The 26,397-nt window shown below is 40.3% G+C and carries 22 protein-coding genes and 1 riboswitch; of the genes, 14 read left to right on the top strand and 8 right to left on the bottom strand.

What is annotated here, in order from left to right; genetic code table 11:
• Window positions 1-137 precede the first annotated feature (137 nt).
• Window positions 138-337, top strand: a riboswitch (cobalamin riboswitch).
• Window positions 338-372: 35 nt separating this feature from the next.
• Genes PHT93_RS00355 through PHT93_RS00365 form a run of 3 tightly spaced genes read left to right on the top strand, consistent with a single transcriptional unit; the run spans window position 373 to window position 4,604 of the window.
• Window positions 373-2,367, top strand: a complete 1,995-nt coding sequence (locus PHT93_RS00355; protein WP_300238148.1) for a TonB-dependent receptor — start codon at window positions 373-375, stop codon at window positions 2,365-2,367.
• 15 nt (window positions 2,368-2,382) lie between these two features.
• Window positions 2,383-3,480, top strand: a complete 1,098-nt coding sequence (locus tag PHT93_RS00360; protein ID WP_300238149.1) for a DUF5074 domain-containing protein — start codon at window positions 2,383-2,385, stop codon at window positions 3,478-3,480.
• Window positions 3,477-4,604 carry an ABC transporter substrate-binding protein gene (locus PHT93_RS00365; RefSeq protein WP_300238150.1) on the top strand — a complete coding sequence of 376 codons (1,128 nt, stop codon included), beginning with the start codon at window positions 3,477-3,479 and terminating at the stop codon, window positions 4,602-4,604. The genes PHT93_RS00360 and PHT93_RS00365 overlap by 4 nt, the downstream gene beginning before the upstream one ends.
• 1 nt (window position 4,605) lies before the next feature.
• Here the strand turns inward: PHT93_RS00365 and PHT93_RS00370 are convergent, their stop codons facing one another.
• Entirely contained in the window at window positions 4,606-5,976 is a 1,371-nt protein-coding gene (locus tag PHT93_RS00370; RefSeq protein WP_300238151.1) for an FAD-dependent oxidoreductase, read from the bottom strand.
• A 356-nt stretch (window positions 5,977-6,332) separates the two neighbouring features.
• On the opposite strand from PHT93_RS00370, the gene PHT93_RS00375 reads away from it, so the two are divergent.
• The 6 genes from PHT93_RS00375 to PHT93_RS00400 all read left to right on the top strand — a co-directional run bounded on the left by PHT93_RS00375 (window position 6,333) and on the right by PHT93_RS00400 (window position 15,693).
• Window positions 6,333-9,584: a S41 family peptidase gene (locus tag PHT93_RS00375; RefSeq protein ID WP_300238152.1), complete on the top strand. Its 3,252-nt coding sequence runs from the start codon at window positions 6,333-6,335 to the stop codon at window positions 9,582-9,584.
• A gap of 351 nt (window positions 9,585-9,935) precedes the next feature.
• On the top strand, window positions 9,936-10,616 hold the full coding sequence (locus tag PHT93_RS00380) for an ABC transporter ATP-binding protein (protein ID WP_300238153.1): 681 nt from the start codon (window positions 9,936-9,938) through the stop codon (window positions 10,614-10,616).
• Window positions 10,609-11,883 carry an ABC transporter permease gene (locus tag PHT93_RS00385; RefSeq protein WP_300238154.1) on the top strand — a complete coding sequence of 425 codons (1,275 nt, stop codon included), beginning with the start codon at window positions 10,609-10,611 and terminating at the stop codon, window positions 11,881-11,883. The genes PHT93_RS00380 and PHT93_RS00385 overlap by 8 nt, the downstream gene beginning before the upstream one ends.
• A gap of 24 nt (window positions 11,884-11,907) precedes the next feature.
• Entirely contained in the window at window positions 11,908-13,164 is a 1,257-nt protein-coding gene (locus PHT93_RS00390) for an ABC transporter permease (RefSeq protein ID WP_300238155.1), read from the top strand.
• A 40-nt stretch (window positions 13,165-13,204) separates the two neighbouring features.
• A complete protein-coding gene (locus PHT93_RS00395; RefSeq protein WP_300238156.1) occupies window positions 13,205-14,326 on the top strand; it encodes an efflux RND transporter periplasmic adaptor subunit in 1,122 nt (373 codons plus the stop codon).
• A gap of 23 nt (window positions 14,327-14,349) precedes the next feature.
• Entirely contained in the window at window positions 14,350-15,693 is a 1,344-nt protein-coding gene (locus tag PHT93_RS00400) for a TolC family protein (RefSeq protein WP_300238157.1), read from the top strand.
• An 80-nt stretch (window positions 15,694-15,773) separates the two neighbouring features.
• Here PHT93_RS00400 and nagB read toward each other — a convergent pair whose 3' ends face one another.
• From nagB to PHT93_RS00430, 6 genes are all read right to left on the bottom strand, one after another.
• Window positions 15,774-16,586: a glucosamine-6-phosphate deaminase gene (gene nagB / locus PHT93_RS00405; protein WP_300238158.1), complete on the bottom strand. Its 813-nt coding sequence runs from the start codon at window positions 16,584-16,586 to the stop codon at window positions 15,774-15,776.
• A gap of 26 nt (window positions 16,587-16,612) precedes the next feature.
• A complete protein-coding gene (locus PHT93_RS00410; protein WP_300238159.1) occupies window positions 16,613-17,806 on the bottom strand; it encodes an FprA family A-type flavoprotein in 1,194 nt (397 codons plus the stop codon).
• A gap of 13 nt (window positions 17,807-17,819) precedes the next feature.
• Window positions 17,820-18,635 carry a prolipoprotein diacylglyceryl transferase gene (gene lgt / locus PHT93_RS00415; RefSeq protein WP_300238160.1) on the bottom strand — a complete coding sequence of 272 codons (816 nt, stop codon included), beginning with the start codon at window positions 18,633-18,635 and terminating at the stop codon, window positions 17,820-17,822.
• A gap of 2 nt (window positions 18,636-18,637) precedes the next feature.
• Window positions 18,638-19,534 carry a diaminopimelate dehydrogenase gene (locus PHT93_RS00420; protein ID WP_300238161.1) on the bottom strand — a complete coding sequence of 299 codons (897 nt, stop codon included), beginning with the start codon at window positions 19,532-19,534 and terminating at the stop codon, window positions 18,638-18,640.
• A gap of 78 nt (window positions 19,535-19,612) precedes the next feature.
• The gene (locus PHT93_RS00425; protein WP_300238162.1) at window positions 19,613-20,608 is read right to left on the bottom strand and encodes a metallophosphoesterase family protein; all 996 of its coding nucleotides are present in this window, start codon (window positions 20,606-20,608) and stop codon (window positions 19,613-19,615) included.
• A 30-nt stretch (window positions 20,609-20,638) separates the two neighbouring features.
• Window positions 20,639-21,631 carry a sugar phosphate isomerase/epimerase family protein gene (locus tag PHT93_RS00430; protein WP_300238163.1) on the bottom strand — a complete coding sequence of 331 codons (993 nt, stop codon included), beginning with the start codon at window positions 21,629-21,631 and terminating at the stop codon, window positions 20,639-20,641.
• 166 nt (window positions 21,632-21,797) lie between these two features.
• Here PHT93_RS00430 and PHT93_RS00435 point away from each other — a divergent pair, with 166 nt between their 5' ends.
• Window positions 21,798-22,736, top strand: a complete 939-nt coding sequence (locus PHT93_RS00435) for a hypothetical protein (protein WP_300238164.1) — start codon at window positions 21,798-21,800, stop codon at window positions 22,734-22,736.
• A gap of 7 nt (window positions 22,737-22,743) precedes the next feature.
• Here PHT93_RS00435 and PHT93_RS00440 read toward each other — a convergent pair whose 3' ends face one another.
• Window positions 22,744-23,547 (bottom strand): tRNA threonylcarbamoyladenosine dehydratase, encoded by an 804-nt coding sequence (locus tag PHT93_RS00440; RefSeq protein ID WP_300238165.1) that lies wholly within the window; start codon window positions 23,545-23,547, stop codon window positions 22,744-22,746.
• A 210-nt stretch (window positions 23,548-23,757) separates the two neighbouring features.
• Here PHT93_RS00440 and PHT93_RS00445 point away from each other — a divergent pair, with 210 nt between their 5' ends.
• The 4 genes from PHT93_RS00445 to trpS all read left to right on the top strand — a co-directional run bounded on the left by PHT93_RS00445 (window position 23,758) and on the right by trpS (window position 26,385).
• Window positions 23,758-23,976, top strand: a complete 219-nt coding sequence (locus tag PHT93_RS00445; protein ID WP_300238166.1) for a hypothetical protein — start codon at window positions 23,758-23,760, stop codon at window positions 23,974-23,976.
• Between the two features lie 182 nt (window positions 23,977-24,158).
• A complete protein-coding gene (locus PHT93_RS00450) occupies window positions 24,159-24,362 on the top strand; it encodes a hypothetical protein (RefSeq protein ID WP_300238167.1) in 204 nt (67 codons plus the stop codon).
• Window positions 24,363-24,392: 30 nt separating this feature from the next.
• Window positions 24,393-25,298: a metallophosphoesterase gene (locus tag PHT93_RS00455; RefSeq protein WP_300238168.1), complete on the top strand. Its 906-nt coding sequence runs from the start codon at window positions 24,393-24,395 to the stop codon at window positions 25,296-25,298.
• 100 nt (window positions 25,299-25,398) lie between these two features.
• Window positions 25,399-26,385: a tryptophan--tRNA ligase gene (gene trpS, locus PHT93_RS00460; protein ID WP_300238169.1), complete on the top strand. Its 987-nt coding sequence runs from the start codon at window positions 25,399-25,401 to the stop codon at window positions 26,383-26,385.
• The last annotated feature ends 12 nt before the right edge of the window (window positions 26,386-26,397 follow it).

The raw sequence follows: 26,397 nt of genomic DNA on the forward strand, positions 1-26,397 counted from the left end.
AAAATAAAGTTCTAACTGTCGGTATATCTGTGAAGAAGGAAGACAGAAAAGATAGAGGCTACCCAAAAGGTAGCCTCTATTCATTTTTACCTATTCTACATATGCGTTACTTCTTACTTCCTTGTTTTTTTGTTTATCTTTGTTCCTGAAAATTGGGTGTAATGATTTCTTATTCAGGAAATCTTAGTAAAAGGGAATCCGGTGTAAGTCCGGAGCTGTGCCCGTAGCTGTAAGTTCTAATAATAATGTCGGCATTCTTCATAGCCACTGTCTTCGGATGGGAAGGCGCCGACAAATGGAACCAGCCAGAAAACCTGCCCATATTTGTTTTATGCGTGACCTCGGGTAAAGGGAACGATAAATCAAAATTCTATGCGTGCTTTTTACTATAAAAGACTTCTATGCCTGATTGGATGGCTCTTGTTTGCTCTTTCTGCTTATGCACAGCAGGTAGATACCACCAAGTTATACAAACTTTCCGGAGTTGAAGTGGTCGAAAAAGCACGTGTTTCAACTACCCGAACAAGCAATCCTGTCCAAATAATGACTTCTACATCCATTGAACGACTCGGTATGCAGGATTTGACAGAAGCTGTTAAACGTTTTTCCGGTGTTACAGTGAAAGATTATGGGGGAATAGGCGGCTTGAAGACTGTCTCAATCAGAGGTTTTGGTGCACAACACACGGCCGTAAGTTATGATGGAATAACGATTACTGATGCTCAAAGCGGACAAATCGATCTTAGTCGGTTCTCTTTAGATAATGTTGAGCAGGTATCCTTAACGATCGGACAAAGTGATGATATTTTCCAGACTGCGCGTATGTATGCCTCAGTAGGGGCTCTCTCTATTCGTACGAACAGACCTTCGTTTAAAAATAAGGACTATAATTTTCGTGCTAAAATAGGAGGGGGAGCATTCGGTTTGTTTACACCCTCTTTGCAATATGACTACAAGTTAAATGATCGTTTCTCGCTTTCTGCCAGAGCCGATTGGATTAGTGCAAAAGGAGAATATCCGTTTACACTAAAGAATGGTAAGCTGGTAACAGAGGAAAAACGTACGAATAGCGATGTTCAATCTTTACGATTAGAAGGCAATCTTTATGGTTCTATTAAAGGAGGTGAGTTAACCGCGAAATTGTATTATTTTGATTCAGAGAGGGGATTGCCCGGATCAATTATCTATTACAACGATTATGCGAAAGAACGATTATGGGATAATAATTTCTTTGGACAAGTGAATTTTTGTAAATCCCTAAGCGATCAATTTACTATTCAATCTTCGACAAAATATAGCTATGGCTACAATAAGTACAGAAATATTGATAACAAATATCCCGATGGCCTGCAAATTGACCGGAACACACAGCAAGAGTATTATCTTTCCGTAGGTGCATTGTATAACCCCATAGAATCTTTTTCGGTTTCGTTAACCTCAGATTTATCGTATAATGATTTGGAAAACAATTTTACAAATGCGGCTTTACCCCAGAGGCTTACTTCTCTCTCTGTATTGGCTGCGCAATATCAGACAACGCGATTGACTCTTACGGGGAGTTTGCTTGGTACGTTTATTACAGATGAAGTAAAATCCGGAGATAAACCGGCTGATCGTAAACGCCTTTCGCCGGCGGCCAGCTTGTCCTGGCGTCCATTTGAAGAGACAAATTTTCGTATCCGGGCATCTTTTAAAGATATATTCCGGGTTCCAACGTTTACTGATTTGTATTATCTCCGTGTAGGTAATACAAAATTAAGACCCGAAAGAGCTTTACAATACAATCTGGGGATAACATGGAGTGGGGAGTCTTCCCTTTTTCGGTATATGAGTGCCTCTGCAGACATTTATTATAATAAATCTGAGGATAAGATTGTTGCTTCTCCGACGATGTATGTCTGGAAGATGATTAATCTTGGAGAAGTTGAAAGTAAAGGAGTGGATATAAATCTGCAGACGGAAATGCCGTTGAACTCCCATATGGCAGTGTTGCTGACAACGAATTACAGCTATCAGCATGCAATAGATGTGACTGATAAAGAAAGCAAGTATTACCGACATCAAATTCAATATACCCCAAGACATACCGGAACAGGGTCTGTTACGTTCGAAAATCCGTTTGTGAATCTGACTTATAGTCTGATGGCAGTTGACAAACGTTATTCTTTATCTCAGAATATTCCGGATAATAGAATTGACGGTTATGTAGAACAAAATATATCCCTAAACCGTACATTCAGGTTGGGTCGTACATCTTTACGTTTGCAAGGTGAAATCCTGAATCTTGAAGATCGAACCTATGATGTGATAAAATATTATCCTATGCCGGGACGCTCCTGGCGTTTAAATGCAATACTGACATTTTAAAACAGAAAAAAGAAAATGAAAAAGAAAATTTATTTTTTATTATTAGCAATTTTTTTTGTGTCTCCTTTTTTGTTTGTCTCATGTAGTGATGATGATGACGATCCGGACATAAATCCTGATCCGGAATTAACGACTTCAGGTGTTTATATTCTGAACAATGGTTCGTATGGACAAAATAATTCTACACTTGATTATTATAATCCGGAAACAAATGAACTAACTAAGAAGGTGTTTAATACTTCCAACGGTAGAGGGTTAGGCGATACCGCAAATGATTTGTTAGTTTATGGTTCAAAGATGTATATTGTTGTTAATGTTTCAAGTACTATTGAAATAACGGACCTGGAAGCCGGTTCACTTCAAACTATTTCACTTACGAGAGATGAACAGCCTCAGCAACCACGTTTTGCGCAACCTCATAAAGGTAAGGTGTATGTGACGACATATGATGGTTATGTGGTGAAAATAGATACAACAAGCCTGGAAGTTGAAGGACAGGTTGAAGTCGGTCTTGGCGCAGAGCAGTTGAGTATAGTAGGTGATAAATTATATACTGCCGTATCGGGATATATGACTCCGATGACAAAGGTTGCAGAAGTTGATCTTACTACCTTTACAAAAACGAAAGATTTTGAAGTTATTGTTGCTCCGCGTTGGATGCAGGCGGATAAAAATGGAAATCTCTATGTGATGTCTGCCGGAAATTATGCTGACATAAAACAAACCGTACAGAAATTAGATACGAAAACCGGAGAAACTAAAGTGATTTGTGAAGACGAATATGTTTCTATGACGTTGGCCGGAGATTATTTATATATCATTTCTGCAAAAACAGATTCTGAAACTTGGTCTCCCATAGATGCGAAATATTTAAAATATAACGTAGAAACAGAGACGATGGAAGAAAAAGAATTTGTCAATTCTTCTGTGGAAATAAACTACCCTACGTATTTAGATGTAGATCCTGTAACTGAGCAAATTTATATTACTGCAGGCTTGGCTACGAATACTGGTGATGTCTATATTGTTTCTCCGGAGGGTGACTTAGTGAATAAAGTAGAACTTTCCGGGTATAATCCGGTATGTTCACGCTTCTTAACGATCCTTGAATGAAAAAATATCCATCAATAATTACGCTGTTTCTCTCCATTCTTCTCTTTTCATGTGGAGGGAAACAGGGGAAAACGGTTGGAGAAGTGACATCTCTGGATTCAATCCGTTATGCTACCGGCTTCACTGTTTCAGCGTTTGATAATTATACAGTTGCGGAGATTATTAATCCATGGGATACCGCTACGATTTTACAACGTTATATTTTAGTTGATAGAAATCAACCTGTTCCTGCGGGCTTGCCGGAGGGTAGGATTGTTCGGGTCCCTGTACAAAATCTTGCGGTATATAGTGCCGTTCATATTGCCTTTATTGACCTGTTAGGTGAAATTGACCGGGTGATAGGCGTTTGTGAACCGCAATACATGAATACACCTGCCATACATGAAGGAATAACGAACGGAAGGATCGCAGATTTAGGTGAGTCGGTTTCCCCCAATGTTGAGCGGATAGTTGATATTAATACGGAAGTGATAATTACATCGCCATTCCAGAATATGAGTTATGGAGCGGTAGAGAAATTGGGTATTCCTATTATTGAAGGGGCGGACTATATGGAAAATTCACCTTTGGGACGTGCCGAATGGATTCGTTTTTATGGACTTCTGTTTGATAAGGTAGAACTGGCAGATTCTCTTTTTAAAGAAACAGAGAGTCGATATGTCGCCTTGAAAGAGAAGGTGGCTGATATAAAGACTAAGCCTACCGTTCTTCCTGAGAAACGGTATGGCGCAACGTGGTTTGTTCCTGCCGGGGAAAGTTATATGGCACAACTATATGCTGATGCGGGAGGCGACTATATCTTTAAAGATACGGAAGGCGCAGGAAGTGTACCGATGTCTTTCGAAGCGATACTTGATCAGGCAATTCATGCAGACTTCTGGCTGATTAAATACCACGACGCGAAAGACCTGACTTATGCAGGCCTTCGCGGGGAGTATACACCCTATGAGAATTTCGATGCCTTTAAGAAACGATCCGTATATGCGTCTAATTCGGCAAAAGTTCCTTACTACGAAGAGACTCCTCTTCATCCGGACTATTTATTGGCCGATCTTGCCAGAATATTCCATCCGGAACTATTCCCGGAATATACACTTCGTTATTTTCATGCGTTAGAAGACTAACTCAGGCGCGTCCATTGAGCATACCGTAGAAATATAGCGGTTTGAGGATATATACCTTCAACAACCAAGCCGCCCATTGCTCCTTAGATACGTCTAATAACGAGAATGGAAATGTAGAATCCTGTTTCTTATCGTAATCAAACTCGCACAATAATACATGTCCGTAGTCAGTTACGATAGGGCAGGCTGCATATCCGTTGTATTTTTCAACAGGCTCTTTTCCTTCCATTAACGAGATCAGGTTTTTCGCAGCTAAGGGAACTTGTTTACGAATAGCAGCTGAAGTCTTGCTGGTAGGCATGTTTGCACAGTCGCCGAGCGAAACAATATTTGAATACTTGGTATGCACCATTGTATGTTTATCAACTGTGATCCATGCCTGAGGTTCGCTCATGTCATCCGTATTGCAAAGACTCGACTCGCGCGTAAAGTCAGGAGCCGTCATAGGAGGCGTGAAGTGTAGAAAATCATAACTTTCTGTAAACGGAGTATATCTCTTTTCTTCCCCTACGGTTTCTATCTTTTCAAAATGTACCGTTTTACTTAATGTATCTATTCCTTTTACCCTCGTCAGCAAATTGATAGGGATATTACGCTCCTTGTAAATTTCCAACAGACGCGGAGTATATAAGGGCACATCGTAAAGCTGCTTAGATGCGGTAAAGAAATCTAATTGAAGATTCTCTCTCTTCTTCTGTTTTCTTGCCTGATGTTCGGTCAGTAAGCATATCTTTTTAGGAGCCCCGCCACATTTGTGTTTGGTAAACGTATCCGTGAAAATACCACGTCCCCCTTTTCTGACAAACTCCTGCATAGCTTTCCATGTCTTCTGCGCTCCCTCAAAATCATAGATTGTATGTGCGTTGCCCTCGCCTAAAGTCTCCCTTGTAATACCTTCAATATTATTGATCTGCAAACCCGGCGTCAGAACAAGAAAATCGTAAGATAAAGAGCCGTTTTTGTTCGTAGAAACCTGATTCATCACCGGATCAATCGCTTTCACAGAATCTTTAACCCACTTAACTCCTTTGGGAATACAGTTTTTCTGTTCTTTCCATACTTCATCCGGAGTATATACACCTGATGCAATTAAAGTAAAGCCCGGTTGATAAAACTGTCGGTCACTCGGGTCGATCAGGGTAATATCCGGTTCGTCTAACCAACGCTGAAGACGAGCAGCCATACTTATACCTGCAGCACCTCCGCCAACGACTACTATTTTACCTTTCGCTTTGCTTGAAAAAGCTTTTGCATCATTCGATGGAAGCAATGTTAAGACTCCCGCCGCCGCCATTGCTTTCAGAAAGTGACGACGATCTATTCCCATTTTTGCAAATGAACTTGTCATTTGGCTGTCGATTCCGTTTATCATACTAATTTAGATTCACATTATTTGGCTGCAAAGAAACGCGTAAAAGACATTTCATCCTAAAAAAACACTACTACATTACTTGCTCAAACCCTTTAAATAAGGCTTATAATCATGTTTTTTTATTCTCATGCGCCAAATATAGAGTATTGTGAAATTTTAAGGCGCCTCAACAAACGTGTCGAAGAGCCTCAACTTATGTTTCCAGGCGCCTCAACTTTTAAAACCAAGCTCCTTGAAATTTTTCTTTACTTGTCTTACTGAAAAATTAAACTATTTATAAAAAGGAATCTTCGTTATTCCTCTTTGGAAAAAGTTGGATTTTCTTCTACATTTGTATAGAACTAAAAGAATTCAATATGATTAAAAAATTAATCCTCAATTTATGTCTTTTTACAGTAGCTCCTTTTCTGACGTTTGCCTCAGAGGAAGCGCGTCTTTTGCGCTTTCCGTCAACGAACGGGAGTGAGATTGTCTTTTCCTTTGGAGGAGATTTGTATCAAGTATCCGTGAATGGTGGTGAAGCAAAACGATTAACCTCACATGTTGGTTATGAAATGTTCCCGCGTTTTTCTCCGGATGGCAAAACGATTGCTTTTACAGGGCAGTATGACGGAAATACAGAAGTGTTTACTATCCCTTCAACAGGTGGCGAACCCTTGCGGATAACTTATACGGCGACCAATCGTCGTGATGATCTTGGTGATCGCATGGGGCCGAATAATATCGTGATGGGTTGGACTCCTGACGGACAACGTATTGTATATCGTAACAGAATCAGTGATGGGTTTACTGGTAAATTATATACGGTAGAAAATGAAGGCGGATTGTCTGAAGCTATTCCGCTTCCGGAAGGTGGTTTCTGTTGCTACTCGCCGGATGGGAAACGTTTAGCTTATAATCGCGTAATGCGTGAATTCCGTACCTGGAAATATTACAAAGGGGGGATGGCCGATGATGTATGGATATATGACCCGGCAAAGAAAACGGTTGAAAATATTACGGAAAACAATGCGCAGGATATCATGCCGATGTGGATTGGGGATGAAATATTCTTTATCTCAGATCGTGACCGTACTATGAATATTTTCGTGTACAACACCAAAACGAAACAAACATCCAAAGTAACAAACTTTACGGACTATGATGTGAAATTTCCAAGTGCGAACGGAAATACGATTGTTTTTGAAAATGGGGGATATATCTACAAATTAGATGTAACTGCCAAGAAGCCCGAAAAAGTAAATATCCGTCTGACATCCGATAATGTGTATGCCCGCAATGCCATTAAAAATGGAGTTGACTATATAACCAATATCAGTCTTTCACCTGGAGGCGAAAGATTGGTTGTGACTGCACGAGGTGAAGTGTTCAATCTGGCAGCAGATAAAGGCGTTACCAAAAATATTACACGTTCGCCCGGCGCTCATGACAGGGAAGCACAATGGTCGCCTGATGGTAAATATATCGCTTATATCTCAGATGCAACAGGCGAAACTGAACTTTATCTGCAACCCGCCGAAGGGGGTGAACCTGTACAGATCACTAAAAATAATGACACCTATATCCGCTCGTTTGAATGGAGTCCGGATGCTGCTACAATTGTATATACAGATCGCGAAAATCGGATTAACTTATTGACTGTTGCTACGAAACAGGTCGCTACGGTTTTAAAAGATCCTCTTGGTGAAATAAGAGATGTAACGTTCTCTCCGGATAATAAATGGTTAACCTATTCTCGTATTGCAGAAAACGATTACAATATTGTTTATGTTTACGATATCGCAGCAAAGAAAGAATATCCGGTAACAGACAAATGGTATGCTTCCTATTCTCCTGTTTTCAGTACAGATGGTAAGTATCTTATTTTTACCTCTGCAAGAGATTTTAATCCGACGTATGGTTCTCTTGAATGGAATCACGTATATAATAATATGAATGGTGTTTATCTGGCCTTATTAACTAAAGACACTCCTTCTCCCTTCTTACAGGAAGATGCAGTCGTTAAAACTGCGTCGAAAAACGAAGATAAAAAAGGGGATGCGGGGAAAAATGATACAGATAAAAAAGATGCTGCTGCTAAATCAGCTGCTTCAACAGTAAAGATTGATCCGGAAGGACTGAGTGAACGTATTGTTAAATTACCCATCGATCCTTCCCGTTATGGAAATTTCTATTCGGATGGTTCCAAAGTATATTATTGGGGTAGGGGGGCAACTCGTGTTTACGACCTGAAAAAGCAAAAAGAAGAAATTGTTGCAGAAGGTGTGTATATGGGAGTTGAACCAGGAAGCAAGAAAGCCGTGTTCCTAAAAGGTAAATCATTCTATGTAACTGATATTCCTTCTGGAAAAGCTAATTTAGAGGATGCTGTGGATCTTTCAAATATGAAGATATCGGTTGACTTTACTCAGGAATGGCCTCAGATATTTGATGAAGTTTGGCGTGCTTTCCGTGATGGATTTTATGTTGATAATATGCATGGACTGGATTGGAAAGCAATAAAACAGAAATACAGTGTATTGCTGCCGTATGTGAAGACGCGTTTAGACCTGAATTACGTGATTGGCGAAATGATCTCAGAATTAAATTGTGGTCATGCTTATGCAAATCCGGGGGAAACCGAGCGTCCGGAACGTATCGCTACCGGTTTGTTGGGGGCAGAAATATCACGCGATAAAAGTGGCTTTTTCCGCTTAGAGAAAATCTTGCAAGGCGCGTCCTGGAGTAAAGATTTACGCTCTCCGTTGACCGAAGCCGGCATTGATGCTAAAGTAGGTGAGTATATTGTCGCTATCGACGGAGTGCCGACTAATACAGTGAAAGACCTGTATTCATTATTAGTAGGTAAAGCCAATGTGCCAACTGAAATTCTATTAAACTCTAAACCCCAAACGGCAGGTGCAAGAAAAATTGTAATCAGTCCCCTTGAAGAAGAATACTCTTTATATCACTACAACTGGGTGCAAAATAATATCCGTAAAGTGGACGAAGCTACGGACGGAAAAGTCGGTTATATCTATATACCGGATATGGGGGTAGAAGGACTGAACGAATTTTCCCGTTATTTCTATCCGCAATTAGATAAGGAAGGCTTGATAATTGATGATCGTGCCAATGGCGGAGGAAACGTATCGCCAATGATTCTCGAACGCTTAGCCCGCGAACCGTATCGTCTGACTATGCGTCGTGGTTCAAGTCGTATCGGTACAGTGCCGGATGCTGTTCAAGTTGGTCCGAAAGTTTGTCTGATTAATAAATATTCAGCTTCAGACGGTGATTTATTCCCTTGGGGATTCAAAGCATTAGGCTTGGGTAAGTTAATCGGAACACGTACTTGGGGAGGAATCGTTGGTATAAGCGGGCCACTTCCCTACATGGACGGAACAGATATCCGTGTACCTTTCTTTACCAGTTTTGATGCCAAAACAGGAGAATGGATTATTGAAAACCACGGAGTAGATCCGGATATCTATATTGATAATGATCCTATCAAAGAATGGAACGGAGAAGACGAACAGTTGAACCGGGCTATTGAAGAAGTGATGAAAGACGTCAAGACCCGTAAACCTTTACATAAGGTACCTGCCCCAAGAAATTGGAGCAAATAAAAATAAAAAAAGAAGGTGTCTCACGACACCTTTCTTTTTTTCATTACCACAGACTAATTACCAAACTATAAAAAAAAGTTATTGTTATATCTTTCCATTACAAAGATTCATTCTATTTTTCAAACAATAATGCTCTCGATTTCGCAGAAAATGTTCCAAAAGACGCATAAATAACTCCTTGGATAAACGTCAATTTTATTTTTGTTAATATTTTGTAAATAAACTACCTTGTTATGCAAGGTATTGTGTTTTTGCATACTTTTGTTCTGAGAATAAAAAAGTGACTATTTGCTGTAACATTTCTTGCATTGTTTGCGTCTTATTATATAAAAGCTTAAATACGATATTAGAATGATTCAATTAAGAGGGATTAACAAAACGTATTTCAATGGAGCTCCATTGCATGTACTCAAAGGAATCGACTTAGATATAAAAACAGGAGAAATGGTTTCTATTATGGGAGCCTCCGGTTCCGGAAAATCTACATTATTAAATATATTAGGAATCCTCGATACTTATGATACGGGAACTTACACGCTTGACGGACATCTTATTCAAGATTTAAGTGAAAGTCGCGCTGCTGAGTTCAGAAATAAAATGATCGGGTTTATTTTTCAGTCTTTTAATCTGATCTCTTTCAAGAATGCCATGGAAAATGTTGCACTTCCACTCTATTATCAAGGTATAAAACGTAAGAAAAGAAACCAGATGGCACTGGACTATTTAGAGATGGTAGGACTAAAGGATTGGGCGCATCATATGCCCAGTGAAATGTCCGGAGGACAAAAACAGCGGGTTGCAATTGCGCGCGCTTTAATTGCCCAGCCACGTGTGATTCTGGCCGATGAACCTACCGGAGCCTTAGATAGTGTGACCACTGTAGAGGTAATGGAACTTCTTCGTAAAGTAAACAAGGAGGGAATGACCATGATTATTGTTACGCACGAACAATCCGTTGCAGATGCTACCGATAGGATCATTCGGGTGAAAGACGGAATAATTGAAAACGAAGAACAAGCGCTCTATGTTTGATTTTGAGAATACACGTGAAATCTGGAGTACGATAAAGAAAAACAAACTCAGGACATTTCTGACGGGTTTTTCCGTTGCTTGGGGGATTTTTATGCTGATCGTATTGCTTGGTGCAAGTAATGGATTGCGCAATGGTATCATGTATAATTTCCGGAATATGGCAGATAACAAAGTAAATGTATGGGCTCGCTATACCACCCTGCCTTATGACGGACTGCCAACTAACCGTAGGATTCAATTCACAGAAGAGGATTTAGCCGCGATTAGTAATGAACATCCTGAGATAGACTTGAAATCGGCCACTATTTATAGATCAGATACGATCAGCTTTGGCGAAGAATATGTTACAGGTAGTCTGAATGGTGTATTTCCTGCACATGCAAAAATTAATTTCATAACAATGAATGCAGGCAACGGACGTTTCCTGAATGATCTGGATATTTATGGAAGACGGAAAGTAATCGTAATCAGTCCCCGTATGGCAGAAGTTCTTTTCCGTGAGATAAGCCCGTTAGGACAATACGTGAAAATAGGTGCGGGAATGTTTCAGGTTGTCGGTGTTTATCATGATGAAGATAAAAGTAATGACTCTCCCGCATATATTCCATTCTCTACAGGACAGCTTTTATATAATAAAGGATATGGGTTAAGTAACTTGATGTTTACAGTAAAAGGAGTGCTGACCGAAGAAGATAATAAAGCTTTTGAAGATAGATTCAGAGCGTCAATGGCTAAAAGGCATCGATTTGATCCTGCGGACAAGAATGCAATCGGCATGTGGAGTACTGCCAATGAATTTCGGATGATGAATGGAATGATGAACGGGATTACATTTTTTGTGTGGATTGTCGGTATCGGAACTTTGATGGCTGGAATTGTGGGCGTAAGTAATATCATGTTGATAACCGTCAGAGAGCGTACACGTGAATTTGGCATCCGCAAAGCGATAGGAGCTAAACCATCTTCTATCCTTCAACTGATAATCTTCGAATCGATTATGGTTACTGCTGTATTTGGGTATGTCGGGATGCTTGGTGGTATCGGGTTAACAGAAATTATAAATTATGGTATGGAGATGTCGCAGGCAGGTGCTTCTACCGGAGGAAATATGGGTGAGAATACATCTATTTTCCGAAATCCGACGGTAAGTCTTGGGATTTCGATCTCAGCCACTTTGTTAATCATTATTGCAGGTGTACTTGCGGGTTATTTCCCGGCGCGTAAGGCCGTCAAAGTATCGGCTGTAGAAGCCATGAGGTATGAATAAAAACAGAAAAAACGAACTACGAATATGTTTGATGCAGATAGGTGGGTAGAAATATGGGTAACCATCACCCGCAATAAAACACGCAGTATTCTGACTTGCTTTGGGGTATTTTGGGGTATCCTGATGTTGGTTCTCTTGCTCGGTTCAGGTACGGGTATGAAAAACGGTATGTTTGCCGGATTAGACGGATTTGCTACAAATTCTGTGTTTATGTGGTCTGATCGTACCAGTGAAGCCTATAAGGGGTTTAACAAAGGGAGATTCTGGGACCTCAGAAACAGGGATGTGGAAGGAATGAAAAAGAATATTCCCGGAATTGAATATCTTTCTCCTATCATTTGGGGAAACAGATCGGAAAAAAATGTTGTCTTCGGACAGAAAACAGGCACCTATACGGTTAAAGGGGTATATCCTGAGTACTTTAATATTGAGAGCCAGAAAATACATTACGGACGTTTATTCAACGAAATAGACCAGATTTCTAAAAGAAAAGTATGTCTTATCGGATCAGATATAAATAACGTGTTGTTTAACGGAGCAAATTCTTGCGGTGAATATATTCGTGCTAATGGAATTTATTATCAGGTGATCGGGGTTGTTGAAGCGAAGGGTAACATTAGTATTGGCGGGCGTTCGACAGAATGTGTCTTTGTTCCGTTTTCTACTATGCAGCAGACCTTAAATCAGGGGGATATCCTTCATTTCCTCTGCATGAGCATTAAGCGTGAATACAACGTGAAGCAAGTGATAGATGAGTGCACAGCCTTGGTTAAATCCAATAATGAAATTGCGCCATCCGATCCACAGGCCATTGGTGTTGTGAATCTGGCAGCACAGTTTGCTACTTTCGATATGTTGTTTACGGGAATAGATATCCTTGTATGGCTTGTCGGTATGGGAACTTTGTTAGCGGGAATAATCGGAGTAAGTAACATTATGATGGTAACCGTAAAAGAGCGAACAAAAGAAATCGGTGTCCGTCGGGCGTTAGGAGCAAAGCCCTGGAATATAATCTCTCAGGTTATGAGCGAAAGCCTTTTACTTACGGCATTGGCCGGATTGATGGGACTGAGTTTGGGGGTCTTTATCTTAGACATGGTAGATAAAGTTCTTTCGGCACAAGCGGAATCAGGAGGTACGTTCTTCCGTAATCCGGGAGTGAGTATTGATACAGCTATAGCAGCCACTATTATTCTTTTGATAAGTGGTCTTTTAGCCGGACTTATCCCTGCCTGGAGAGCTATGCAGATCAAAGCCATCGACGCAATCAGAGAAGAATAATTAAAATATAGAAAATAATAAATAAAACAGATACATCATCATGAAGAATCGCATCGTAAAGAAAATCCTACGTATCGTGTTACTTGTTCTCGTAGGAGCGGCAGTAATCGGAACATTCTATTTCTTGTGGAAAAAGGCTCAACCCGTAATAACGGTCTATGAGGTTGTTACCCCGGCTAATGATACGATAAAAACCAAGACAGTGGCAACAGGAAATGTTGAACCTCGTTATGAAGTGCTTATCAAACCTCAGATTTCAGGTATTATATCTGAACTGACTAAGGAAGCCGGACAGATGATCAAAGAAGGAGAGATTATAGCACGTATTAAGGTTATTCCGGAAATGGTGCAATTGAACAGTGCCGAGTCTCGCGTTAATATTGCTAATATATCGCTTAAACAAGTAGAAGAAGTTTACCAGCGTGATGAACAATTATTTAATAGCGGAGTGGTTTCAAGAGAAGATTTTGAAACGTCAAAGGCCAGCTTTCTAAAAGCAAAAGAAGAACGTGATAACGCGCAGAGTGCATTGGAAATTATCCGCGACGGTATTGCGAAAAACTCAAAAGTGGCCAGTACTACTCAGATACGAAGTACGATCACAGGTATGATTCTTGATGTGCCGGTGAAGGTTGGAAACTCCGTGATCCAGTCAAATAACTTTAATGATGGAACGACGATTGCGACAGTCGCCAATATGAACGACATGATCTTCAGAGGAAATGTAGATGAAACTGAGATTGGTCGTATCCACGAAGGTATGCCGATCAAACTGACGATCGGGGCAATGGAAAGTGCCACATTCGATGCTGTGCTTGAATATGTGTCGCCTAAAGGAGTCGAAAAGAACGGAGCAATTCAGTTCGAGATCAAAGCAGCTGTTACTATTCCGGATGAAACATTTATTCGTGCAGGATATAGCGCGAATGCAGAAATTGTACTGAAACAAGCTTACGATGTATTAGCTATCCCTGAAAACTGTGTGGAATTTTCCGGAGATTCTGCCTTTGTACAACTTGTTACACAAGAAACACCGGAGCAGAAATTTGAAAAGAAATACATTAAGACAGGCTTGTCTGATGGGATAAAAATTGAGATTTTAGAAGGACTTACTTCTGCAGATAAGATACGTGGTTCAGCAATTGATCCGAACAAAAAATAATAACCAATCAGAATCAGCGTAAGATGAAAAAAATAGTATATATCCTTCCCGCTCTCCTGCTTTCCTGGAACGTAGGAGCGCAGGAAAGCGTAAAAAAATGGACATTAGAAGAATGCATCAATCATGCGATTGCTAATAATATTGATTTAAAGCAACAGGAACAACAGCGGGCTGCAAGCGAGGTAGATCTGAATACGAGTAAAAACAGCTGGTTGCCTGATCTGAATGCTTCATTAGGGCAGAATTTTGACTTCGGTCGGTCTCCATCCAAAGACGGAACGATTGTGGATCGAAATTCGTCAAACTCTTCTGCTTATATTGGAATAAGCATGCCGATATTTGATGGCTTTAAGATCAGGAACGATATAGCGGCACGTAAATTAGACCTGCAAGCGGCAACAGAAACGCTGAATAAAGCGAAAGAAGATCTGGCTATTGGAGTTGCATCTTATTTCTTGCAGGTTCTTTATAATAAAGAAATGCTGACCGTTGCTGAACTACAGCTCGATCTTACTTCTCGTCAGGTAGTACGTACTGAAGAATTAGTAAAAGCCGGTCGTGTTCCTCTATCTAATTTATACGATATAAAGGCTCAATTAGCAAAGGAAGAAGCGACGTTAGTGGAAGCCCGGAATAATGTAAATCTGGCTTTACTGGATCTTGCTCAGGGATTAGAACTCGAACGGGAGACATCTTATTTCGATATCGAAGCACCTACAATAGATGATGCGGTTGAAAAATACATCAGTAGCATTCTACCTCCGACCAATGTATATGAAAGTGCCGTAGCTGTTAAACCTCAGATTAAATCTCAGGAGTATCTATTAGAAAGCAGTAAAAAAACATTGAAGATTGCTCAGGCCGGTTATTTGCCTAAGCTTAATCTTAACGCAAGTTATAGTAACGGATATTATCATTATAGTGGTGATGATGTAACAAACGTACCGTTTAATGATCAGTTAAAACAAAACGAACGGAAAACGATCGGGTTTAGCCTTTCAATCCCTATTTTCAATCGTTTTCAGGTACGCAACAGTGTTCGCAGCGCAAGAATTAATATCATTAACAGAGAGTTGGCATTAGAGAACAGCAAGAAGGTACTTTATAAAGAAATCCAACAAGCGTATCATAACGCTACAGCTTCACAAGAAAAGTATATAGCCGCAGGAAAGGCTGTTGATGCCGGTAAAGAAGCTCTTTCATATGCAGAAGAGAAGTATAAAACAGGAAAAAGCTCTGTCTATGAATTTAACGAAGCAAAAACAAAATATGCGCAGAGTCTCGCAGAACAAGCACAAGCAAAATATAACTTTATATTTCGGGCAAAAATCCTGGACTTTTATAACGGGAGCCCGATTACTCTTTAAGATTTGTTGATAAATACACATTCTAAAAAGGCCCCTCTGCGATAGAGCGGCCTTTTTGCATTATACTCAATATTATTCCTTTATTTCAATAAACTATCCGGGCAGAGATTAGCTCCTTCAATATCTTTGAAATAATTGTAAGTACCTACTTTTAGTTCGGCACAAGCAGCCTCATCGCAAACGATGATGCCTTTCTCGTGCAACTGAAGGGCTGTTATTGTCCACATTTGGTTTACGGCTCCTTCTACAGCCTGTTGCAATGCACGTGCCTTTCCGTGTCCGTTTACCATGATCAACACTTCTTTTGCATCGAGTATTGTTCCTACACCAACGGTTACAGAAGTTTTAGGTACTTTATTTATATCATTGTCAAAAAAGCGAGAATTCGCAATAATCGTATCAGCGGTTAATGTCTTAACTCTGGTACGTGAAGACAATGAAGATCCGGGTTCGTTAAAGGCAATATGTCCGTCAGGTCCAATACCTCCAAGGAACAGATCCACCCCTCCGGCAGCTTTCATTTTTGCTTCGTAAGCAGCACATTCAGCCGCAAGATCCGGTGCGTTTCCGTTCAGAATATTCACATTGGCCGGATTGATATCCACATGATTAAAGAAGTTGGTCCACATAAACGTGTGATAACTCTGCGGATGATCTTTCGGCAACCCAACATATTCATCCATATTGAATGTGATCACATTCTTAAACGATACTTTACCTTGTTTATTTAATTCGATCAGGCGTTTGTACATTCCTAAAGGAGATGAACCTGTCGGTAAACCAAGTACAAAAGGTTTTTCTGCGGTAGGATTTGCTTTGTTTATTTTTGCCGCTACGTAATTACCTGCCCAGGCAGATATTTGCCCATAGTCCGGCTCAATGATCAATCTCATAGTATTTGTGTTTTTTGTTGATAAAATTAATTCCCTTTTACTTTTTCGGCTACGGCTTTTCCTAATTCAAGACAAGCTTCATAATTTGCTTCGGCAAGCGCATGCTTTTGTTCAACAGGTATTCCGGTTGTTTCCCAACCCATTTTCTCGCCAAAAGCAGCTAATTTCTTTACAGCAGCGCCAGACCAGGTAAATGAACCGAAATAACTATACACGCGATTCTTTACTTCACGAATTTCAATCTTGTCCAAAATCGATTCGATTTCCGGAAATACCTGATTAGAATAAGTTGGTGAACCAATTATTAACCCTTTATATTTGAATACGTCGCGTAGTATTTCAGAACCACTACTCTTGCTGACATTGTGTAAGACAATGTTTTTAATACCATTCTCGGAAAGAGCAAAGGCGATTGTTTCCGCCATCTGTTCGGTATTACCATACATACTGCCGTAAATCATCGTTACTCCTTCTTCTCCTTCATAACGGCTTAAACGATCATATGTACCAATGGCCTCTTTTACATGTTCACGCCATACGGGGCCATGCGTAGAACAAATCGTCTTTACTTCTATCTTGCTTAATTTCTGCAACGCGCGTTGTACCGGATTTCCGTATTTCCCTACGATACAAGCATAATAACGGCACATTTCGTCCCAATGGTGCGTCAGGTTTATTTCTGAGTCAATTACCCCTCCGTCTAAAGTGCCGAAAGTACCGAAAGCATCAGCAGAGAATAAAATCTTCTCTGTTGTTTCGTAGGCAAACATAACCTCCGGCCAGTGAACCATCGGAGCCATGTAGAAAACAAATTCATGCTTCCCGGTATTCAATACAGAGCCTTCTTTTACTTCGTACAAACCGGTTGTAATGCCATGATAACCTTGCAACATGTTGAATGTCGTCTTGTTACCGACTATTTGCACGTCCGGATATTGCTGACGTAACAGGCGAATACTCCCTGCGTGATCCGGTTCCATGTGATTTACGATCAAATAATCCAGCGGACGTCCGTTCAATGCATCCGCCACTTTTTTCAGAAACACATCGGAATAGCATACATCTACCGTATCTACGAGTACACTTTTTTCATCTACAATCAAGTAAGAGTTGTAAGTAACACCATAGGGCAAAGGCCAAAGATTTTCGAACGCTGCTTTCTGGCGATCATTTACTCCTACATAATAAATGCTGTCTGCTATTTCTTTTAACTTATACATATATAACTAATTATTATTTTGTCTTGAGTGCCCGCCAAATACTCCAGCATCCTAACAGTACAAAAGGAATACTCAGCAATTGTCCCATATTCAGAGTCATATTCGCTTCAAAAGCTTCCTGGTCGTTTTTCAGATATTCAATGAAGAAACGGCTAACAAAAATTCCTAACATAAAAACTCCGAATATAAGTCCTTCCTTCTTATATGCATCTTTCTTAAAATATAACCACATACATATAGCAAATGTTATAAGATAACATCCCGCTTCGTATAATTGTGTCGGGTGACTCGGCGCAGAAAAGATCGGTTCAGCTCCTTGTTTCCACGCATGCAGGTTTTCAATAAACCGAAAACCCCACGGTTTGTCCGTAGGGTGTCCATATACTTCGTGATTCATCAGGTTGCCGAGGCGTATCATGGCTGCTACAAGTCCGGTGGGTACCACCAATTTGTCGAATGTCCACATCATACTCTTGTGCGTCACCCGTTTCGAGTAGAAATACGTTCCGATGATAATCCCCAGTGTACCTCCATGACTGGCCAATCCTCCTTCCCATACTTTCAGTATCTCAATCGGGTTTGCGAGATAATATTCCGGAGCATAAAACAAGCAGTGGCCTAAACGAGCACCTATTACAGTACCCAGCATGGTATAGATAAAAAGAGAATCCAACCAAGCCGGAGGAAGTTTTTCGTTCTTCCACATTTTGGCTACAATCCAGTAACCGATAGCAAATCCGACTGCAAAGGCTAATCCATACCAACGTATCTCGCGAGAGCCGATGGTAAAGATTGCCGGATCAACAGTCCATGTGATGAATGATAACATAGTTAAACTAATCTTTTAATTAAAACTTCTTTATCTCCGAAGAGCATATCAATTACCGGAATCTCTATCATCGTATAAGCTCCTGGAGCTTGTTTCATACTGGCACGAGCCACTGCAACTAATATTTGCGCAGTCAATGCCGGATTATTGATCTTCATGTTAAAATCGACCAATTGGTTCTGTGTCTTACCTGAAACTCCTTTACGGGTAAGATGTACGCCGTGTCCCATATCAAGTAAATTATCAACAGACTCAACCTGCATAACATGTGTTTCATCATGCGCAAAATAGTCGTCCGCTTTAATTGCAGCAGCAACCTGTTTAAAGTCATAACCCTCTTTTACTTCGATATATACCATACGACGATGAATGCCTGTACCCACAGGTATAGTCATACTTAAAGCCGCCTTAACTCCTTCAATCGCCTTTACGGCAACAGTATGTCCCATACTCATTCCCGGTCCGAAATTCGTATAGGTAATTCCTTTCGGAACCATCGCTTCAAGTAAAGCACGAACCACAGAATCACTTCCCGGATCCCAACCGGCAGAAATGATAGAAACGGCATTATGCGCTTTCGCTACTTCATTCAACGAACGACGTAACTCAACGATACCACCATGTATATCAAAACTATCAACCGTATTTATGCCTAAAGCAAGCATTTCTTTTGCAAATGCTTCCACTTGTCTTGTCGGAGTGGCCAATACTGCAACATCAACTTTATCAAGTTCTGTTATCTTATCTGTTACCTTATACGGTTTTAACTCCAACGGAACATCCTGAGGGTTGCGTCTTACAACTCCCGCTACTTCGAAATCTTCGCTGGCTTCTAATGCCTCAAGTACGTATCGGCCAATATTTCCATAACCGACAATGGCTGCTCTAATCTTTTTCATGTAATACTTACGTTGTGTTTGTGTTAGGCTACAAAGTTAACGATAAATCAGAGCCCACCAACGGTTGAATTTCTTGTTTTACTTTTTTATATAATCCTTAGGAAAAGTAGTCTCCTGAGTTACGCCCGCAGCTGTGCGTATCCAGGTACGGAATCCACGCTCTCCTTCTGTTAATTCAATAACGCGCGCTCCATTCGGAAGATCGTTATATACCGTATCTCCTCCTGAATAACGGCCATAGGCTAATATAATTCCATGCCAGTTAACGGCATAATCGTTATTATGATCGTGACCGACAAACGTTCCCATCACGTCTCCGGATTGTTTCATTGCAGTGAACATACCCGTGTTTAGTTGAGGAGGACAAGATTTTTCGCGACGGATGCCATATAACTGAGCTGCTTCATCAGATGCCGCCTGTGCATATTCCGGTAACGGTATATGGAAAAAGGCTAATGCAGGTAATGGAGTTCCGTTATTGTTTTTTGTAAATTCCGCACTTTGTTTTAAATACCAGTTAATCTGATCAAAATTAAAGAATCCGTATCCTTTCACTCCTTCAATTGTAGAATAAGCATGTGAGTCAAGGCAATAAAGAACAGCTTCATCCTTAGAGCCCGAAGAACCTTTTACCTTTAAGATGTAATTTCCTACCCCCGACAGGTTCGGCTCATCTGCAGTCAGACTATTCGGAAATTCGTCCGAAATTTTTATTAATTCTTCGCGGCTGACTTCAAACTCGTCATCATGGTTCCCGAAAAGAATTGAAAACGGAATATCATGACTTGCTACTGCTTTCAATACTGACCTTAGATTCTCTACAGCCGGTTTGCTATAGATAATATCACCTGTCAGAATGATCATGTCCGGTTTTTCGTCTTTAATCACCTGATCAATGCGTTCGAAAGCTATCGCCGAATTCGGGTCCTGATATTTTACATGCAGATCGGTGAACTGTACTACCTTAAATTTTTTGTTGCCGTTAAACTTCAATTGAGTTTTTTGGGCGAATACGGATACTCCCATGCTTGCCACGAGCAGCAGAGAAAATAATAAGCTGAATTTCTGTTTCATTTTTTGTTTTGTTTTAGCGTTTTGTTTAAGTTATTTTTTATCAAAAAAAGCGTCAAAAGCATGGGCTGAAGGGCGAAAATCCAGTCGTTTTACAAATTCGCAGGATTCTTTTGCCCCATGCTCCCTGTCCATTGCACTGTCTTCCCATTCTACAGACAAAGGACCTTGATAATTTATTGTATTCAAAGCACGTATAATCTCTTCAAAATTAATCCGTCCACGACCTACGCTTCTGAAATTCCAGAAACGACGCGGATCACCGAATGTAACGTAACCACCAAACACCCCTGCTTCCTTGGGCGTGTCGCTCCAATAGACATCTTTCATATGCACATGGAATATCCGGTCGGAAAAACGGTAAATAAATTCGACATAATCTACTCCCTGATATCCCAGATGACTCGGATCGTAATTAAACCCGAAAGCCGGATGGTAATTTACCGCTTTCAATGCACGTTCCGCCGTAACGATGTCAAAAGCTATTTCAGTAGGATGTACCTCAAGAGCAAAACGAACGCCCAATTTCTGATAAGCATCTAAAATCGGAGTAAAGCGTTTTGCAAAATCTTCAAAACCTCTGTTCACCATTCCTTCCGTTACAGGCGGGAAAGAGTATAAATAATGCCAGATAGAACTGCCGGTAAATCCTACGACAGTCTTCAATCCCAGTTGAGCTGCAACCTCTCCTGTTCGTATCAACTCAGCCGCTGCACGTTGGCGAACCCCTTCCGGATCTCCGTCTCCATAAATATAATCGGGCAATATAGCCTTGTGTCGTTCATCAATAATATCACAAACAGCCTGACCGATCAGATGGCTGGATATGGTATGTAATTGTAGATTGTATTTTTTCAGTAAAGCCTTTATGTCATCAAAATAAGCCGGTTCTTTACTATGAATATCCAAGTGGTCAGGAAGTCCGAGCTCAAGCCCGTCATATCCAAAACTCTTTGCCTTTTCACAAACGGTTTCTAAATCAAGGTCTCCCCATTGTAGGGAATACAAAGTTACAGGACGTGCCATGTTATTCGTGTGTTTTAGCTGGTTAATAAAATCAGATTTTTACAAATCTAATAATTAATGTATTGTCAGCGGGGGATTCTATTCTTAATATTTTAAAAATTGAAAAAGATACATTTACTTTGTGCCCTGAAAGAATATTTTATAATCAAAACCAAACGAAGAAAAAATGAGTATTTTACGTTTTATTATTGCAGGCATTCTTATGACTGCTGTTCTGTTGTTTTCCTGTTCTGAAAAAGAAAAAAACATCTCCGTTCACGAATTACACAAGATCTGTATTGAGCTAAAAAAGGATATCAGCATCTTGCCTTTTACCACCACAAAGAGTATTCCATCATATAATCCTGCCGATCCGCGTTCTGCTGCCGAACAAGAAAATCCGGCGTTGTTTTCAAAGATAGAATACATTGTATATCATAAAGAGAGCGGAGCTATTGTTAAACATCACACGCTGACTGATGAAAATTCGGACGACTTCGGGGATTATGTATATGACGAGCTCGAACTGGGGGAATATACCATCGTTTTGTTTGCTCATTCTGCATCTGATATAACGTTGACCGGTAATCTGTTGACTACCACAGAGGTTTCCGATTCTTTCTACGCACTTGAAGAAGTAAACATCGAACGTAATAACGATGGAAGTCCGATAGAAATGGTCTTGAAACGTATTGTTTCACGAGTTGAATTGGTGGGTGTTAAGAAAATGCCTGCCGATGCATCAAAATTTGTGTTGGAGATAGCAGAACAATATAATCAAGCTGATTTAAAAACGGGTGAGGGTGTTACTCCCAGATTATTACGTAAAGAATATGTAATTGCAGGAGGAACAGAACCTGAAGATAATTCGTTGTATATGTTCCATACGTTTGTGCCCAAACCTTTACAAGGAGACACCAGTTTTCTGAGTAAAATCAAACTAATTACGCTCAATGCACAGGAAGACACCTTGCATACCATAGACCTTCATTCCGTTCCGGTCATGAGAAACCGCATCACACGTTATACCGGAAGCTTATATGCTCCGAACACCATAGACAATACATTGCAATTAGAGATTGAAGATTATGGTCTTTGGAAAGATACGATACAGGTGCCTTTTTAAAAACCACCTAATTCTCTTTTCCGTATAAGTCCTGCATGATAAGTCCCGCAAGTGTAAATCCGAAAATAGCGGTTGTATGTGCCATCGTTCCGTTAATCCGGGCTTTCAGACTGCACCATTCATGGTTGACTAAATCGGGATCTCCCGGCCCATTATTCGTTTTGGGGCATAGGCATTTCTCTGTGCCGCAAGACGAATTTGAGCCTTTATTCTCTAAAAGTTCCTCACTGAAAACACACTTGAACTTTTTGGCCGGCTTTTCTCCTTTTTTCATCTTCCGCCTTAAAGCAGCCGCAAGCGGACATCCCTTTACCTTCCAGAATTCAGCAACCTGTATCTTCAACGGATCTAACTTTAAGGCAGCTCCCATAGAAGAAATAAAGACGGCGTTTGTCCGGGTAGCCCGGCGTATCAAATCCGCTTTATTCTCCAAACTGTCGATCGCGTCAACAATATAATCGTAGGAGTCTAACTGAAATGAAGCGGCGGTATCGGCTTCGTAGATTTGCTGAAGAGCCGTAATCTCCGCTTTCGGATTAATTTCCATCAAACGGGCTTTCAGGACATCAACCTTGACCTGCCCGACAGTCTTCGTCGTAGCCATCAGTTGCCGGTTAATGTTTGTTACACAAACCCTGTCGGAATCGACGATTGTCAGATGACGAATCCCTGATCGTATCAGGCTTTCGGCGCACCAACTGCCAACTCCGCCAACACCGAAAATAACAACTCTGGCATTACCGATTCTATCCATCACCGTGTTGCCCACTAATAATTCGGTACGATTAAACAAGCCGCGTTCTATACCCATTTTTCTTTTTTCTGAATTCGGAATGCAAAAGTACAATAAATCCGAACGTTGCAAAATAGCGGGAATACGTAATTCACAAAGGCTTACAGCATTTGTCTTTTTTATGTTCGCGTTAAATTTTATTCACAAAAAGGAAGCATCCATTAAATCACTACACATGTTATATTTGTGACGACAGATTAATAAAAACAACTAAACAGGTATTAAACGATGAAAAAGTTAATGATTTCAGCCATTATGGCATTTGCACTTATGACATCAGTTAGCGTAATGGCGCAAGACAATAAGAAGAAAGATGCTGACACCAAGGCAAAAACAGAAGCTTGCTGTAAAAAAGACGCAGATAAGAAAGGAGATAAAAAAGATTGCTGCAAGAAAGAAGGAGATAAGAAAGCTTGTTGCTCTAAAAAAGAAGAGCCAAAGAAATAAGTTTTATTTGACAAATACAAAAGCCCGGAGCCTCGTCGTTTCCGGGCTTTTTTTGCATAGTATTTGACGAAAAAAAATAAAGGATATAATTGGAAAAATAAAGGATATTTTTCCAATTATAACCTTTATATTTTTAGGGGTATTTTATTCGTTGATTATCAACGTGTTTTGTTTTGCTGTTTTTGGGGCGATTTAACCCTGTTTTATCCACTTCTAACCGTCTTTTATTTTACCTGATGATACGTCCGGCAGATTCTCACGCATTGACTCATTTTTTGTATATATGGTATAGGGAATTGGGACAAGGCTATGGTGTATGTCTGAAGGTTTTTCCAATAAATGAATTAACTTTAAATCCGAATCTGACTCAAGATCCGGGTTGGTAATAATGCAATACTAATAAACCTTTGAAGTATATGAAAAAACAAATAATAATTTCTCTACTATCTCTTCTGCTTTTCGGTTTGCTGATTTCTTCTTGTACTGAAAAACCGCAAATGATACGAATTGGTTTGATTGCTGATATACAGTATTGTGATTGTGATACGCGGGGAAGCCGTTTTTATAGGAATTCTTTGCCGAAGTTAGAAGCGGCTGTTGACGATATAAACCGGGAAAATGTTGATTTTACGGTTAATCTTGGCGACTTGGTTGACCGGGATACGGAAAACAATCTGAGGGCTATCCTGAGCCGGTTGGGAAACTTGGAGAAGATGGTTTATAATACAACGGGGAATCACGATTATGATGGTGTTGTTGATAATGATGCCTTGTATAAAGAACTTGGAATGCCGTCCGCTTATTATTCTTTCAAGAAGGGAAGCTGGCGTTTTATTATGCTGAATACGAATGAAGTTGCTTCTTATGCTAATGTAGCAGGTACGGAATTAGAGTCCGAACTGACCGAAATGCAGGAACGTATCCGCAAAACAGGAAGGAAGAATGGTGCATCTTATAATGGGGGAATAAGCCGGCAACAAATGAATTGGTTAAAACAAGAACTTGAGACTGCGCAAAAGAAAAAAGAATATGTGATCGTCTTTTCGCATCACCCATTGTATGCGGCTTCGGGATTAACAGCGTTGAATGATCTTGAAATTCTTGAAGTGCTTGCGTCTTTCTCTTGTGTAAAAGCAGGGATAAGCGGTCATCATCATCCGGGAGATTTCGGTACCTATAAAGAGATTCCTTTTATTACAACCGAAGGTATGATAGAGACGGAAAATGAAAATGCTTATGGCGTTTTAGAATTAACAGCTGATCAGATTCTTCTGAAAGGAAAAGGGCGCACAAAATCTTACGATTTGCCCATAAAGCAATAAGGTTCGTTATTAACCTATAGTTCTTGTCTCGATAATTGGGTGTTACTAATCTGTATTATTATCTTTGCACCCGTCGAAATAAAATAAGTAACAGATAATTATGGAAACAGTAGTTAGTGGTATCCGTCCGACGGGTAACCTGCACTTGGGGAATTACTTCGGTGCGGTAAAGAGTTTTTTGCAGATGCAACATGAGTATAATTGTTTTTTCTTTATCGCCGATTGGCACTCATTGACTACACATCCTCATCCTGATAATATCCGTAAAAGTGTTAAGACCATCCTTGCTGAATACTTAGCTTGTGGCATTGATCCGGACAAAGCGACAATTTATATCCAAAGTGATGTCCGTGAAGTGGCTGAGCTTTATCTCTACCTGAATATGAATGCTTATCTGGGAGAATTAGAACGCGTAACTTCTTTTAAAGATAAAGTTCGTTCACAACCTAATAATGTAAATGCGGGACTTCTGACTTATCCTTCGTTGATGGCGGCTGATATTATTATTCACAAAGCGGTGAAAGTGCCCGTTGGTAAAGACCAGGAACAAAACATGGAAATGGCACGTAAGTTTGCCCGCCGTTTTAATAATATATATGGTGTTGACTATTTTCCTGAACCCGCTTCTTTCCATTTGAGCGAAAAAGCGGTAAAGGTTCCGGGATTAGACGGTTCGGGAAAGATGGGTAAAAGTGAAGGCAATGCAATTTACCTGATAGACGACGAGAAAACAATCAAAAGCAAGGTGATGAAAGCGGTTACTGATTCAGGCCCGACCGAACCGAATAGCGAGAAGCCGGAGCCAATAGCTAACCTGTTCATGATGATGGATATCGTATCTACTCCGGATACGTATAATTTCTTCAATGAAAAATACAATGCTTGCGAAATCCGTTACGGAGATATGAAAAAGCAGTTAGCAGAAGATATTAATTTGTTCTGTAAGCCGATTCGTGAACGTATCAACGATATCCTGGCTGATGATACATTCCTTGAACGTATTGCCCGGGAAGGTGCTGAAAAATCTGCCGAAAGTGCAGCAAAGACATTACGCGAAGTGCGTGAGATCATTGGTTTCAGACCTTGATCAAACGATAAG

It is taken from the genome of Massilibacteroides sp. (assembly GCF_028705895.1).
Lineage (GTDB): Bacteria > Bacteroidota > Bacteroidia > Bacteroidales > Tannerellaceae > Massilibacteroides.